Source organism: Eggerthella guodeyinii (genome assembly GCF_009834925.2).
GTDB lineage: Bacteria > Actinomycetota > Coriobacteriia > Coriobacteriales > Eggerthellaceae > Eggerthella > Eggerthella guodeyinii.
Genome location: NZ_CP063310.1, coordinates 615268 through 630232 on the forward strand (window position 1 = coordinate 615268; position 14965 = coordinate 630232).

11 protein-coding genes are annotated in these 14965 nt (G+C 64.5%); 10 read left to right on the top strand and 1 reads right to left on the bottom strand.

The features are described 5' to 3' along the window. Positions 1-2: 2 nt before the first annotated feature. The 10 genes from yaaA to GS424_RS02535 all read left to right on the top strand — a co-directional run bounded on the left by yaaA (position 3) and on the right by GS424_RS02535 (position 12947). Entirely contained in the window at positions 3-749 is a 747-nt protein-coding gene (yaaA, locus tag GS424_RS02490) for a peroxide stress protein YaaA (protein WP_160941898.1), read from the top strand. Positions 750-929: 180 nt separating this feature from the next. Further along, positions 930-1439 (top strand): helix-turn-helix domain-containing protein, encoded by a 510-nt coding sequence (locus tag GS424_RS02495; protein ID WP_218958877.1) that lies wholly within the window; start codon positions 930-932, stop codon positions 1437-1439. A 155-nt stretch (positions 1440-1594) separates the two neighbouring features. After that, on the top strand, positions 1595-4168 hold the full coding sequence (gene leuS / locus GS424_RS02500) for a leucine--tRNA ligase (RefSeq protein ID WP_160942062.1): 2574 nt from the start codon (positions 1595-1597) through the stop codon (positions 4166-4168). Between the two features lie 387 nt (positions 4169-4555). Beyond that, positions 4556-5863 (top strand): bifunctional diguanylate cyclase/phosphodiesterase, encoded by a 1308-nt coding sequence (locus tag GS424_RS02505; protein WP_160941897.1) that lies wholly within the window; start codon positions 4556-4558, stop codon positions 5861-5863. Between the two features lie 87 nt (positions 5864-5950). Beyond that, entirely contained in the window at positions 5951-9403 is a 3453-nt protein-coding gene (locus GS424_RS02510; protein WP_160941896.1) for a leucine-rich repeat protein, read from the top strand. Further along, positions 9400-10074 carry a hypothetical protein gene (locus GS424_RS02515; RefSeq protein WP_160941895.1) on the top strand — a complete coding sequence of 225 codons (675 nt, stop codon included), beginning with the start codon at positions 9400-9402 and terminating at the stop codon, positions 10072-10074. The genes GS424_RS02510 and GS424_RS02515 overlap by 4 nt, the downstream gene beginning before the upstream one ends. Positions 10075-10162: 88 nt before the next feature. Continuing rightward, complete coding sequence (locus tag GS424_RS02520) at positions 10163-10720, top strand: hypothetical protein (RefSeq protein ID WP_160941894.1); 558 nt, start codon at positions 10163-10165, stop codon at positions 10718-10720. Between the two features lie 103 nt (positions 10721-10823). Then, complete coding sequence (locus GS424_RS02525; RefSeq protein ID WP_160941893.1) at positions 10824-11327, top strand: hypothetical protein; 504 nt, start codon at positions 10824-10826, stop codon at positions 11325-11327. A gap of 35 nt (positions 11328-11362) precedes the next feature. Continuing rightward, positions 11363-11662: a hypothetical protein gene (locus GS424_RS02530; RefSeq protein WP_160941892.1), complete on the top strand. Its 300-nt coding sequence runs from the start codon at positions 11363-11365 to the stop codon at positions 11660-11662. A 229-nt stretch (positions 11663-11891) separates the two neighbouring features. Further along, positions 11892-12947, top strand: coding sequence for an NADH:flavin oxidoreductase (locus GS424_RS02535; protein ID WP_160941891.1), 1056 nt, complete (start codon positions 11892-11894; stop codon positions 12945-12947). Between the two features lie 64 nt (positions 12948-13011). Here GS424_RS02535 and GS424_RS02540 read toward each other — a convergent pair whose 3' ends face one another. Further along, a complete protein-coding gene (locus tag GS424_RS02540) occupies positions 13012-14826 on the bottom strand; it encodes a flavocytochrome c (protein ID WP_160941890.1) in 1815 nt (604 codons plus the stop codon). Positions 14827-14965 lie beyond the last annotated feature (139 nt).

A 14965-nucleotide genomic window follows, 5' to 3' on the forward strand; every position in this document is an offset into this window, starting at 1 on the left:
TTATGCGGATCATTGTTTCGCCTGCTAAGAAGATGAATGTGGTGGACGACGCGTTCGGGTGGCGCGAGCTGCCGATGTTCGCGGACGAGGCCGCGCGGCTGGCCGACGCGGTGCGGGCGCTGGCGTATGACGAGGTGAAGGCGCTGTGGCAGTGCAGCGACGCGCTGGCCGAGCTCAACTTCGAGCGCTTCCGCACGCTCGACGTGCGCGCGGGCGCGCTGACGCCGGCGATTTTGGCCTACGAGGGCATCCAGTACCAGCACGTGGCGCCGCAGGTGATGACGGCCGATCAGCTGGACTACCTGCAGCAGCACCTCCGCATCCTCTCCGGCTTCTACGGCGTGCTGCGCCCCCTCGACGGCGTCACGCCCTATCGCCTCGAGATGCAGGCCAAGCTGGCGGTGGACGGTGCGCGCACGCTGTACGAGTTCTGGGGTGACCGCCTGTACCGCGCGCTCGCCGCAGAGACCGACGTCATCGTGAACCTTGCATCGGTGGAGTACGCGAAGGCCGTCGCGCCCCACGTCGCGGGCCCGTGCCGCATGGTCACCTGCCTGTTCGGCACCATCGACGCGCGCGGCCGCCTCGTGCAGCGCTCGACCGCCGCCAAGGCCGCTCGCGGCTCCATGGTGCGCTGGTGCGCCGAGCACGGCGTCGAGCGCCCCGATGACCTGCGCGCCTTCGACGTCGCCGGCTACGCGCTTGACGAGGAGCGCTCCACCGACGACTGTTTGGTGTTCGTACAATAGAATTTTCTCTCATACATACTAATAAGTTATTATGATACAATGCTTCAAAAGTATCATGAAGAGGGGATTGCGGGTGCCGATCATTGCAGTGTTCTACGGTATCGTCATTCGCATGTACTTTCAGCAAAGCGAGCACAACCCTCCCCATCCCCTCTGGCGTAACGAAAGGATCGTGAAACAGTGTTCAGGAAGGTGACGGCTGTATATCCCCTGTATCGAATGACCTTACTGGTGTGGTTTCAGGGTGGCGAAGCCAAGTTTTACGACGTGGAGCCCCTGACGAAAACCTGGAAAGCCTTCGAGGCCTTGCGAGATCCTCTGCTGTTCTCTCAAGTAAGGGTCGACGGTGGCGGCTACGGCGTATCGTGGAACGACGATCTCGACCTTTCCGGAAACGAGCTGTATGAGAACGGGAAGGGGGCCGAGATTGAGGAGACCGAACGAAACAGAGTGATAGAGGAGGTTTCATCTGCGCGGAAAGCCAGCGGACTGTCCCAAAACCAGCTTGAGGAGGCGGCGGGGGTGCGGCAGCCCGTTATCGCACGGCTCGAAAAAGGCGATACGGCTCCGCGTCTCGATACGCTGATCAAGGTGCTCGCCCCTCTGGGAAAAACGCTTCGCGTGGTGGATTTGACCGAAACGGCAGGCGAGAGCGGATTGCTGAAGACGGTGCAGGCAGATTCGCGGTAGAGCGTCGATCGCTTCTTCCCGATCGTCCGCAAATTCTTCATCCCGCGCTTCGCGTTTCGACCAATATCACTATAATAGGAACATTCGCGAACAAAAGGCCCTCCGTGCGGACGCGCGCGGGCGGGCGACGGCCTGACGAGGATACGCCCATGACCATGAAACCGTACAACCCGCATGAGATCGAGCCCCGCTGGCAGCAGGAGTGGGCCGACATCGACCTGTATAAAGTCACCGAGGATGCCTCGAAGCCGAAGAAGTACGTGCTCGAGATGTTCCCGTATCCCTCGGGCGACATCCACATGGGCCACGTGCGCAACTACACCATCGGCGACGTCACGGCGCGCTACTACAAGATGCGCGGCTTCGACGTGCTGCACCCCATGGGCTGGGACGCGTTCGGCCTGCCGGCCGAGAACGCGGCCATCAAGCACAACAGCCACCCGGCGAAGTGGACCTACGCCAACATCGACACGCAGAAGGCCAGCTTCAAGCGCATGGGCTTCTCGTACGACTGGGACCGCACCGTGGTGGCGTGCGATCCCGAATACTACCGCTGGGGCCAGTGGATCTTCCTGCAGTTCTGGAAGCGCGGCCTGGTGGAGCGCCGCAACAGCCCGGTGAACTGGTGCCCCAACTGCCAGACCGTGCTGGCGAACGAGCAGGTCACCGAGGGCCAGTGCTGGCGCTGCCACGGCGCGGTGGAGAAGCGCGACCTCACGCAGTGGTACTTCAAGATCACCGACTACGCCCAGGAGCTGCTCGACGACCTCGATCAGCTGGACGGCTGGCCCGAGCGCGTCAAGCAGATGCAGGCGAACTGGATCGGCCGCTCCGAAGGCGCCGAGATCGACTTCGTGCTGTGCGGGCCCGACGGCGAAGCGCCGGCCGAGCCCACCGAGGCCGACACCATCACCGTGTTCACCACGCGTCCCGACACCCTGTTCGGCTGCTCGTTCTTCCTGTTGGCGCCCGAGTACCAGGGCCTCATGGAGCTGGTCGAAGGCACCGAGTACGAGGCCGGCGTGCGCGAGGTGGTGGAGCAGGCCGCCAAGGTGAGCGCCGTCGAGCGCGCCCAGGGCGACCGCGAGAAGCATGGCGCGTTCACTGGCCGTTACATGGTGAACCCCGTCAACGGCGAGAAGGTGCCCGTGTGGGTGGCCGACTACATCGTGAGCGATTACGGCACCGGCGCGGTCATGGCCGTACCGTGCGGCGACCAGCGCGACTTCGAGTTCGCGCGCAAGTACGACCTGCCCATCATTCCCATCATCCTGGGCGAGGACGATCCGCTGTATCCCGAGCTCAACGGCGTGCAGGAGCGCGTGGTGACCACGGTCGACTGGGATCGTGCCTACGACGCCGAGGGCGTGCTCGTGCAGTCCGGGAAGTACACCGGCATGACGGGAGGCAAGCACAGCCCGGCCGTGGACGCCATCATCGACGACCTCGCCGCCGAGGGCAAGGGCAAGAAGACCGTGCAGTTCCGTCTGCGCGACTGGCTGATCAGCCGCCAGCGTTACTGGGGCAACCCCATCCCCGCCGTTCACTGCCCGACGTGCGGGCTCGTGCCCGTGCCCGAAAGCGACCTGCCGGTGCGCCTCCCCGAGGACATCGACCTCGCTGCGGGCGAGACGCTGGCCACGCACGAGGCGTTCGTGAACACGACGTGCCCGACGTGCGGCGGCCCGGCGAAGCGCGAGACGGACACGATGGACACGTTCACGTGCTCGAGCTGGTACTACCTGCGATACACCGATCCGCACAACGAGGAGCTGCCGTTCGCGCCCGAGAAGGCGAACCGCTGGATGCCCGTCGACCAGTACATCGGCGGCATCGAGCACGCCATCCTGCACCTGCTGTACAGCCGCTTCTACACGAAGGTGCTGCGCGACCTGGGGATGCTCGAGTTCGACGAGCCGTTCGCGAACCTGCTGTGCCAGGGCATGGTGAAGGACGAGCACGGCGAGACGATGTCGAAGTCGAAGGGCAACGTCATCGCCCCCGAGGACATGATCGCCGAGTACGGCGCCGATGCCGTGCGTGCGTACATCCTGTTCATGGCCCCGCCCGACAAGGATCTGCTGTGGGACGAGGGCGGCCTGGCCGGCATCTTCAAGTTCATGAACCGCGCGTGGCGCATCGTGAACGACCTGGTGGGCCACGCGGGCGACGAGTCGCTCTACCAGCCCGGCGCAAGCGAGGCCGAGGGCGTCGAAGCCCTGCAAAAGCTCAACCGCGAGCGTCATCGCGTGGTGGGCAAGGTCATCGACGACTTCGATCGCAACAACTTCAACACGGCCATCGCCGCCGTCATGGAGCTGACGAACGCGGCGAGCGACTACCTGCGCAAATGCTCGCCCGAGGAGCGCGCGGCGTGCGAAGGCTCCCGCGCCATCGACGCCGACGTGGCCGAGGTCATCGTCAAGCTCATGGCCCCCATCGCGCCGCACTGGTCCGAGGAGCTGTGGAGCGCCGTGCTGGGCAAGGATGGCTCCGTGCACACGCAGCCGTGGCCCACGTTCGACCCCGAGCAGGCCAAGGCCGACGAGATCGAGCTGGCCGTGCAGGTGAACGGCAAGGTGAAGGCCAAGATCACCGTTGCAGCCGACGCGCCCGAGGACGACGTGAAGGCCGCCGGCCTCGCCGCCGTCGAGGCGGCGCTTGCGGGCAAGGACGTCAAGAAGGTCGTCGTGGTGCCCGGTCGCCTGGTGAACATCGTCGCGAAGTAGGCGCACGCGAACAACGCACGCAGCGCGAACGCGGGGCGGCTCGGTTTTCCGGGCCGTCCCGCTTTACGTGTTCGAGGGTTTCTTCCCATAAAGAAAGCGTGTTCGTCATATTCAGGGTTGACGAATACGTGTTTCCCCATCATACTTGTCCAAATCATTAGATTTGCTATAAAAACGATAGGAATTCGGGAGGATGGGACATGGATCAGATATCCGCAGCTCAAGCTGACGCGATGGTCATTCCGTCGGTTCCCGGCAGTTCAAATACGACGGGGGGGGGCGTCGTGTCGCACCTCCTCGCTGCCTCGATTTGTAGCCTCTGATTCCTCGGCCCCGTCCGGTCGGCAAAATAACGCGAGCGGGGGGGGGGGTGCCTCACCGTACTCTTTGCGGTCTTCTGCCGGTGAGCGCGATGCCCTCACCGGGCTCGAAACGCGCGCCGGCTTCCTCGCTCATGTAGAGGAGCTTTCCGCAGCGCATCCCCAAACGCGCTATGCTCTCGTATGCGTCGACGTGGATCGCTTCTGCGCATACAACGCGCGCTTCGGATACGGCGCCGGCGATTCCCTCCTCGTCAACCTCGGCAACGCGCTTTCCCGCTTGCTGTCGTCGCAGAGCGCGGCGGCGCGCTTGCACGCGGATCGCTTCGCGCTGTTCGCCCCTCGCTCGCTGCTGAGCGAAATCGCGTTTCTCACGCGCTTCTCGTATTGTCCCGACGGCGTTTTCTGCAGCGTCCGATCGGGCGTGTACGAAGTTGAGCTCGATGCTCGCCATTCTGCCGATCACATGCTCGATTGCGCTCTCCTTGCCCTCCGCGCGGCAAAGCACGACGATGGGGAGAAGCGTACGTGCGTCTATCGGCGCGATTTGCGCGACGAGGCATTCTTCTTTCAGGACATCGTTCGGGAGTTCGCTCCGGCACTGAGAAACGGCCTGATCAGTCCTCGATTTCAACCGATCGTCTCGTATCCGGGCAACCGGTTGGCCGGGGTGGAGATCCTTGCGCGCTGGAATCGTCCGACGCACGCGCCTCCAAGCCCGGCCCGGTTCGTGCCCGTGCTCGAGGAAGCCGGGTTCATCGCCGAGCTCGACATGCACATGATCGTGCGCGCGCTCGTGCATCTGCGCGACTGGATCGATGCGGGGTTCAAGGTGGTTCCCGTTTCGGTCAACCTGTCCCGCCTCTCCCTTCGCGCGCCCGATTTGCTGCGCAGGCTCGAGTCGCTGCTGAGCGCGTATCGTCTGCCGTCCTGCTTGCTCAGGCTGGAAGTATCCGAAAAGGCGTGGAGCGTCGATGCGGCCCAGCTCAAAGCGATGCTTTCGCAGCTGCACGCCGCAGGGTTCTCCCTTGCGGTGGACGACTTCGGCACGGGGTCCACCTCGCTCGATTCCCTGGCGGGTTCTCCGGTGGACGTCGTCAAGCTCGACAAGGCCTTTCTGCGATCGCACCTGACCGACCGCGACGGCATCGTCATCACATCCCTGGTGCGGCTTGCTCACGATCTGGGTTTGATCGTCGTCGTCGAAGGCGTTGAAACCGAGGAGCAGGCCTCGTTCCTCAGGAACGCAGGGGCCGATTGCGCGCAAGGGTATCTGCATGCTCCCCCGCTGGACAGGGCTTCCTTCGAAGCGCGCCTGTCCGCGGGGGGGGGGGGGGCTGAGCGCGAACGCCGTGCCGCGCGCGAAGCGGATTGATCCCGACGTCCGGGAAAAGCCGGACGGGTGCGAGGGGCCGGGATTGTTGGAAGTGCGCGAATGAAAAGGATGCTCAGAGGTTCTTATATGGCGAAAACGCAGGTCAAACAAAGCAATATCCGTCGCGTCGTCAAGCGCGTCAAGCGAAACGTGCAGGCATGCCTGGGCGTCATGTGCGCGACGCTGCTGCTGGTGGCTGCCCTGCCGATGCCTTCCGATGCCGTTGGCGAGGGAACGCAGGACGGGTCTGCGCAGACGAACCCGGTTGTCGTCGAGGCGCCTGCGGCAACGCCGAGCGACGGTGATCTCCCCGACGACGCTCTCTCCGACGACGTCGCAGTTTCGGATGGCGCATCGTTGAACGTTCCCGATTCCGACGTCGCTCCTCCCGACGAGTCCGTGCAGGAGGATTCCCCGATGCAGCCCTCGTCGCCGCAGCCCGTCGAGGGCGAGGCGAGCGATCCCCAGCTCGACGAGGGCGACGAGCCCGTGCAGGATGGCTACGAAGCACCCGACACCGACACCGCCCTCGATGAATCAGGGTCGCTTGCGACCGGATCCGACGACCTCGAGGCGGAGGACGAGGGCGCGTTGGCCGCCGCGCCTTTGGCCGCCGACCCTGCGGGGTTCTCCTGGAAGTTCGCCGATATCGATGCCGATACGTGCAAGATCAACGGCTACAACGGCGGCACGATCACGTCGGGAACGGTACACGTGCCGGCCGTGAGCCCTGCGGGCAAGAAGGTCGTGTCGATTGCGGGCAAAATCGAAATGTACAAGAATCTGCGCTGCCAGATCGATTTTTCCGCTGCGGTCAATCTGGAGCGTATAGAGCAGTTCGCGTTCTCCTCTTCGGGTCTGCAGGGAGCCATCGATCTTTCGCAATGCGTGAAACTGACGAGCCTGGAGGGATACTCGTTCAAGGATTCCCTCGGTCTGACGGGCTTGGTCCTTCCTCCCAACCTGGTTTCGACGGGCAATTACGCCTTCTACGGATCTTCGGGTCTGACGGGTCCGCTCGTGCTCCCGAAATCGCTGAGAACGATGGGTGCCGAACTATTCAGGAACTGCAACTTCACGTCTCTCGTCATTCCGAACGATACGGCTCTCACCTCCATCAGCGGCAGCGCGTTCAATGGCAATGCCCTATCTGGACCACTGACGCTTCCTGCGAGCATAACCAGCGTGCAAGGCTCTGCTTTCCGGGGCAACAAGATCACTGCCGTGACGTTCGAGGCGAATTCGGTCGATGTGTTCGATGGCGCCTTTCGAGACAACCTCATTGCGAACAACCCCTTCGAAGGGCAAAAATTCTCGTCGCTCGGCGGCTACTCGTTCGCGAACAACAAGTTGTCGGGGGCGATCTCTTTCGCGGGTGATCAAACGGCTCTTCCTTCGCCGGGTATTATCGCGAATAACCCCGATGTGACAGAAATAACCCTATCCAAAAGCTGGCTCGCTATTTCGGCCGAATCATTTCAGGGACTGACGAGCCTGATCAAGGTATCTATTCCGAAAGGCAATGTTCTTCGTCGTGTCGGAGATCGTGCGTTTCAGGATTGTATCAATCTTCAGTCGTTCGATCTCAACGACGCACCTTTGGCGGACAGCATGAACGGCAATGCCATCGGGCAGGCCGCGTTCCAAGGGTGCTCGTCGCTGAAAGAGTTCCATGTGGGAACCGGTACCTTCGGACAGCAATCGCAGGTTGTCGTCACGGTGAGCAACTCGGCCTTCAAAGATTGCACGGCACTCTCCTTCATCGACATTCCCTCGCCATCGAGCGGCTCGACGAAAATCAGCGTCAAGATTGGCGCCCAAGCGTTCATGAATACCAACCTGGGCGATTTTCCGGACCCGCTCAACCCGAACACGCCCCTCGGTTACCTGCCCCTTGACCGGCGATCGATCACCTCGATCGGGCCGAGCGCGTTCAAAAACGCCAACCTTCGCGACGTGAAGCTGCCGAATACCTTGGCGTTTGTGGGGGACGAGGCGTTCGCGGGCAACCATATGACCGATCTGGAGCTTCCTGCAAATAGTCATCTCGACGTGCCGGAGAACGTCGGTGCGAACGTTCTTGCAGATCAAACGGTTGACGAGCCTGCTATCTGGGGCGACTCCGACCAGCCCGACAAGGCCGACATCATACTGGAGGCGCTTCACGCACTCGGGTTGGTGCATGACCGGGTGGACGCGGTGGGCCTGAACGTGGTGGGCGTTGGCACCAACATCCAGCCCGACAACGCCGATACGTGGAAGGTCGATCACGTGGCGACGTACGACAAGAGCTACATCGAACCGAGCGATACGACGTTCACCTACGGGTACGAGGTGTGGCGAACGGGAGGCTCGGCCGCGCTCTCGCACGGCACCGTGACGCTGTCTTATGTGGAAAAGGGGGTTCCTTTCGGGTTCAGCTACTACGACAATCCGGATTTCACGGGTTCTCCGGAAACGCATATCCAATGGGTTGCTATAGGGCGCTTTCCCGCTGAAGAATCGCATGGTGTCGGGAACTTCGGCGTGAACAAACCGGGCTACCACACCCTGGGCGGCGCGTACGACCCCGTGGCAAACGCAGGATGGAGAACCGGGACCGGGGCTGCAACGGGCGAGCCGATAGACCCCGAGACGGTGCAGGCCGTGGGCAGAACCTCGCCCTCGTTCTACAATCGGTGGATCGCGAATTCCTATGCGGTGTCCTTCGACAACAACTGGAACAGCATGGTGGCGCAGGACCCGAAGCTGGGCACGGAAGACCCGGACGATCCGGACGGCGTCGTGCCCGACGGCGCCTGGGTATCGGGGACGATGGGCGAGCTGGCCGGGCTGACCTACGGCGAGCCCGCGACGCTTCCCGAAAACGGTTTCGAGATGGGCGGCTACGAGTTCGTCGGTTGGGCCACGTCTCCCGATCTGGCCGAGAGCGACCGCGCGGAGGGGACGAACTTCTTTTCGCCCGGCTCTTCCCTTGCAACCCCCGATCCTGCGCCCGTCGACGGGGGAGCCGTGACGCTGTACGCGCAGTGGAAGGCCGTGGACTACGGTGCGGACGACCCGGCGCTGCTCGGATTCCTCTCGATTCCGCAGCACGTCGCTCTGGAACCCTACGGCGGCAAGCTCTACTCGAAGTCGTCCGTCCCGGACGCGCCTGCGGACGACCACGCGGTGGTCGTGGGCGCCGAGTCGGAGCTTCCCGGTGCGACGTGGCCCTCCGACCAGGTGTATCAGGTGTCGGTCACGCGACCGGATGCCGACACGTCCCTGCTTGCGCTTTCGGGCGACGGGGATGCCGACAAGGTGATCCAGGTGCTGAGGGCCGACGGGAGCGCGTACGACCCCGGCGTCAACGACACCGACAATCCGGATGCTGTCCCCACGCCGCTCATGACGATCGATCCGCACGACGGCGCGAAGAGGACGGGGTCGTTCATGCTGGCGAGCGTCGACCCGTCCACGGCGTTCAGCGCGAACGCCCGCTATGCGGGGACGATGACGTTCCGCGTCGACATCGTGCAGAAGGGGGCGACCTCATGATGACGCACTCGCTGCCGCGGCGGTTCCGCGTGGCGCTTGCCGTGTTCGCGACGCTCTTGGGGCTCCTCGCGCTGACGACGGCCCCGCCTGCGTCGCGAGCCTGGGCGGACGAGCTCTCGGGCAGTGCCATCGTCGAATACACGCCGCAGAGCTGGCCTTTCTCGATTTCGGCCAACGGGTGCGGGCAGCTCGAGCTGGTGGAAGTCCTGCCGCCCGCGCAGGATGCCCCGGCGGCTCGGCAAGCGCCTCAGGCGGCGGCGCCGGGAATCGTCGTGCGCGACGGAACGGTCGACCTCGAGGTGTTGCGCGGCCAGGAGCTCGTGTTTCGCGCCGTGCCCGACCCCGGCGCCTCGCTCGTGTCGGTGCGCATCGGCGGCGAAGACGCCTCCGACGCGTTCGCCGAAGACGGGACGATGACGTTGGCGGCGGAAGAGGCTCACGTCGACATGGTCGTCGTGTTCGGCGACGCGGCTCCGGGCGGGAACGCCGCCGCGGGCAGCGGAGGCAAGCCGGTGCCCATCGGCTTGACGCGGACGGGCGATTGCCTCTGGATCGGCGCGAGCGCCCTGGTTCTGCTGGCGCTCTGCGCATGGTGCACCACGCGATGCGCCAGCCGCTGTCGGGTCCGCGTCGACGACGCAAGCAAGGTTCAACCGCATGAGAGTGCGTGAACATAGAAGCGAGGAAGCGGCACGATGCCGGTTTCCGAAGCAAGCAGCCGTGCATGCCCGAAAGCATGCGAATGAAAGGAAAGATAGCATGAACATCAAGATGAACCGCAACATGGGGCGTGTTCTGCTGGCGGGCGCTTGCGCCGCCGCGCTGGTCGTCGGAAGCGCCGTGCCGGCGTTCGCCGCCGATCAGTCGGGTACCACGAACGTGACGTACTCGTCTTCGCAGCAGGTGCCGGGCACCAACGGATGGGGCTTCGAGATTCCCACCTCCATCCCCTTCGGCGCCGACAAGAGCGTGACCGTCGATGCGTCGGTGAACCTGTTCAACACCACGCCCGGCGGCTCGGTCGACCAGATCACGACGCTGCCTGCGGGCGGGGCGAAGCTCCATCTGCAGTCTGCCAACGGTTTCACGCTCATGAAGGGCGCGTCCGATCCCGTCAATTACGAGATCGCCTACACCGGCGGCGGCGTTTCCAAGGCGCTGTTCGATCAATCGGTGACGACGAAAACCGTGATCGGCACGTTCGACAAGACGAACCACACGGCGACGGGCGTGGCCACGCGCACGGGCGACGCCACGGAGGGCGGCGCCCACTCCGACACGCTCACCTTCAGCTACGAGGACCAGACGGGCGCGTAAGCTCGACGTTTCCCGGATCGTGCGCCGCCCCGCCGCATGCGCGACGGGGCGGCGGTTCGCGCTCCGATATCCCAGAAAGGCGGAATCGACGTTGAGCAACGCGTTGACCAATGACCAACAGCATTCCCGGCGAACGGGGCGCATCGCTGTTGCCGTACTCGTCCTCCTCGTGCTCATCGGCGCCGCGGTTGCGGCGACGGTTTTCCTCACGCAGCCGCAGGACGACGGTACGCGCATCGACCCTGCGGCCGCTGACTACAGCATCCCCGGTTATGAGAACCCCGGCGGGGAGCAGGGCAGGATCCGCATACCCACGTATTCCGAGTGGGACATGCCGGCGGGGACCGACACCGTGGACGTGCCCCTCATCAACACCGAGGGCAACCCGTGCTACATGCGGTTCACCGTGAAGCTGAAGGACGGCGGGGAGGTGCTGTATCAATCCGAGTTGGTTCCGCCTGGCCAGGCTATCCCTTCGATGCGCTTGAACAGGGCGCTCGATGCGGGTACGTATCCCGTTGTGGTGACCATCGGCACCTACAGCCTGGACGATCCTTCGCAGCCTCTCAACGGGGCCGAGTTGGGAACCAAGATCGTGGCGTCGTGAGGTGCTGCCACGGGTGAGAAGAAAGGGGGCTCGTTTTGGCGAGAACGTCGAACGCGGTGATGAAGAGGCGGAAGATGCTGGTGCTCTCGCATCTTGAGAGGCTTGCCGAGTCCGGCAGGCTTCCCTGCTTGTCGTACGGCAACCTGGGGCAATCCTTGGAACTGTCGAACGGCCAGGTCCGTCGCATATGCAAGCTGTTGCAGAAGGAGGGCGCGCTCAAAGTGACCCCGCGCTACTTGAAGAACGGCGCGCAGCTGGAGAACGCCTATCGGCTGACTTCTTTCGGCAAGCAAAAGCTCATGGATTGGCGCGTGCGGGAAACGCCTCAGCCGTAGTCGTGCCGGGGCGCTCTTGCGGGCCGCCGACCACGTAGTTTTCTGCCAGAATCGGGGTGCCGACCCGCCTTCGATGGTACAGTGCGATCATGGATATCCTCGTACGTCATAGTTCGGCACCGGAATGCTGGCGCTCGATCGGCGAGCTCTTCCTGCGCGACGCCGCAAGGCGCGCTGCGACGAAGGGCGCGCTTCCCGACGCTGCGTCCGTGCATGAGGAGGCGATGTCATGAGCGTCTTGTTCGAGGGGTTGGAGATCGGGTCGTTGCGGGCGAGGAACCGGTTCGTGCGGGCGGCCACCTACGAGGCGCTGGCCACCGACGACGGGCATATGACGCCGGAGCTGCGCGCCGTCTACGAGGAGCTCGCCGACGGCGGGGCGGGAACGATCATCGTGAGCTACGCGCACGTCGTGCGCGACGAGCAGCCGAACCCGCGCATGCTGGGCATCTACGACGACTCGTTCGTTCCCGAGTATCGCGCGCTGGTTGACGACCTGCACGAACGTGGCGCGCGCGTCGTGTCGCAAATCGTGTACGGCGGCTCGGCGACGAAGCTGGATCCGCCCAGCGCGCGCATCCTCGGGCCGTCGGCCGTCGCCAACCCGAAGACCGGCATCGTCCCCTTGGAGGCGACGGCTGCCGACCTGCGGGCGCTCGCCTGCGCGTTCGCCGACGCCGCCGCTCGCGCCCGAGCTGCGGGGTTCGACGGCGTGGAGCTGCACGCGGCGCACGGCTACCTGCTCAGCCAGTTCTTGAGCCCGCTGTTCAACCGGCGTGCGGACGAATACGGCGGCTCCCTCGAGAACCGCGCTCGCTTCCTCGTCGAGGTCGTCGACGCCGTCCGAGCGCGGGTGGGCGCGGCGTTTCCGCTGCTCGTGAAGTTGAACAGCTCCGACGGCGTGGAGGGCGGCTTGACCGAGGGCGACAGCGTCGAGGTGGCGAAGCTGCTGGCGTCGCACGGGGCGTCGGCCATCGAGGTGAGCGGGAACTGGCGCGCCTGTCGTGCGAAGGATTACGCCGGCGAGCCGTTCTTCGCGTCCTACGGGCAACGGCTCGCACGCGAGGCGGGCATCCCGGTGATCCTCACGGGCGGCAACCGCCGCTTCGACGCGATGGAGCGCCTCGCGACGGAGGGCGGCATCGCGGGCTTCGGCCTGTGCCGCCCGCTCATCTGCGAGCCCGACCTCCCCCATCGCTGGCAGATCGACCCGCACGCAAAACCGCGCTGCGTCTCGTGCAACGGCTGCAGCTCCTCGCCGGGCCACCGCTGCATCCTGCCGTAGCCGCGAAAGCGGCTCGGAAATCCGAGCCGCTTTCGTTGAGGGGAGGGAGGGAGTTGGCGGAGCGCTAGCCCACGTAGTCGGCGGCGTTGTCGCCCGCTACGCGGCCGAAGGTGTAAATGTCGGCCATGGACGTGGAGCCCAGGCGGTTCGTGCCCATCTTGTGGCCGGCCACCTCGCCTGCGGCGAACAGTCCGGGGATGGGGTTGCCGTCGGTATCGAGCACTTCGGCGTTCGGGTTGATGTGCAGGCCGCCCATGGTGTAGTGCACGGCCGGCTTGTAGGTCATGATGTAGTAGGGCGGCGTATCGACTTTGTGCATGGTGCCGCGATAGGCGAAATCGGGGTCGGAGCCGGCGTCGACGTACCCGTTCCACTGCTCGATCGTCTTCGCAAGCGCGGCGGCGTCGATGCCGAAGGGCTCGCACGCCTCTTCGAGCGTGTCCGCCTTCGTGCAGAGCTTGCGCGAGGTGAGGTTCTCGAACTCGTCGGAATGGATGTCGACCACCTTGGTCTCGTCGGCTGCGGCCTGATCCCAGATCTCGTAGGCACGCTCGTCGGTCTGCGCGAGAATGGCCTTCGACAGCACGTCGCGGCGGCCGAGCTCTTCCACGAAGCGCTTGCCTTCCTTGTTGAACATGACCGTGCGCTCGTCCAAGCGCATGTCGTCCAGGTACAGCAGCGCGCCGGTGTCCACGTCGCAGATGGGATAGGTTTGGATGAGCTCCATGTCCACCAGCTCCGCGCCGATGGCGGATGCCATGGTGAGGCCTTCGCCCTGCGCTCCCACCGAGTCGGTGGAGTTGAATTGCTCGCCGAACTCGGGGTTCGCCTGCGCGCGCATCTCGACGTTCGCGCCGAATCCGCCGCATGCCAGCACGACGGCTTTGCAGTCGAACGTGTACTCGTCGCCGGTGACGGTGTTCGTCGCCTTGATGCCGCTGATGCTTCCGCTTGCATCCTGCACGAGCGCGGTGGCTTTCGTGTTGTCGATGAGCGTGATGTCGTCGATCGACTGGGCGCGGGTGGTCAGCTTCGTCGTCATGGCGTTGCCGATGTGCCCCGAGGGGATGATGGAGCGCTTGACCGAATGGCCGCCGAAGAACAGCAGGTTGTGCTCCCAGGAGATGCCGCCCTCGTACGTGAGCCATTGCGCCGCATCGAACACGCCGTTTGCGATGACGTTCACCAGCTCCGGATCGCCGCGGTTGTCGCCGCCTTCCAGCATGTCGTTCGCCAGCTGCTCGGGGCTGTCGGCCAGGCCCGAGTTCTGCTGAATCCAGTTGCCGGGCACGGCCATCTCGCCGCCGGACAGCGCCGTTGAGCCGCCGAACACGCCCAGCTTCTCCATGAGCAGCACCTTCTTGCCCTTGTTGGCCGCGCTGATGGCGGCGGTGAACCCTGCGCCGCCCGCGCCCACGACCACCACGTCGTAAGCGGTGGGGATGTCGCTCGCCGGTTGCTGCACGGCCTTGTCGCGCTTCTTCCATTCCGACGATTTCTCGCCCGCCTTGTCCAGCGCCTCGGCGACGGCGGTGAGGTACGCCATGCTGGACAAGGACGCGCCGGTGACGACGTCGACGTTCAGCGTTTGGTTGTCCACGATGAGCTTGCCCAGCTTCTCCATGCACACATCGCCCAAGCCTGCGGACTCGCGGGAATCCAGCACGTCGATGCGCTCGATGGCGCCGTCTTTCGTGACCACCTCGATCTGGATGGCGCCGTGCTTGCCCATGCCGCTGCCCACGGTGGCGACGCTCGCGTCCTCGGAAAGCTCTTTCGAGGCGCTTCCCGACGGAGCGCACCCGCCCAACGTCAGCGCGCCGCCCGCCGTTGCGAGCGCCGCACCGGTCAGAAACTGCCTGCGTGAAAGTCCTGTCATCGTGCTCATCCTCCTTGTTTCCAGTCCCGCCTCCCATGGTGTGCCGACCTTTACGGCCGTTCTGTTCGGGACGACGAAAACATAGCACCGCGGCGGCGCGTCGGCCGCCTGATACGGGGTTCAATAGGTAACCCAACCC

What these genes read in the sequence shown, in the direction of transcription:
- yaaA (WP_160941898.1), top strand. Translation starts at nt 3, where the DNA reads ATGCGGATCATTGTTTCGCCTGCTAAGAAGATGAATGTGGTGGACGAC.
- GS424_RS02520 (WP_160941894.1), top strand. Translation starts at nt 10,163, where the DNA reads ATGAACATCAAGATGAACCGCAACATGGGGCGTGTTCTGCTGGCGGGC.
- GS424_RS02510 (WP_160941896.1), top strand. Translation starts at nt 5,951, where the DNA reads ATGGCGAAAACGCAGGTCAAACAAAGCAATATCCGTCGCGTCGTCAAG.
- GS424_RS02515 (WP_160941895.1), top strand. Translation starts at nt 9,400, where the DNA reads ATGATGACGCACTCGCTGCCGCGGCGGTTCCGCGTGGCGCTTGCCGTG.
- GS424_RS02535 (WP_160941891.1), top strand. Translation starts at nt 11,892, where the DNA reads ATGAGCGTCTTGTTCGAGGGGTTGGAGATCGGGTCGTTGCGGGCGAGG.
- GS424_RS02540 (WP_160941890.1), bottom strand. Translation starts at nt 14,826, where the DNA reads ATGACAGGACTTTCACGCAGGCAGTTTCTGACCGGTGCGGCGCTCGCA.
- leuS (WP_160942062.1), top strand. Translation starts at nt 1,595, where the DNA reads ATGAAACCGTACAACCCGCATGAGATCGAGCCCCGCTGGCAGCAGGAG.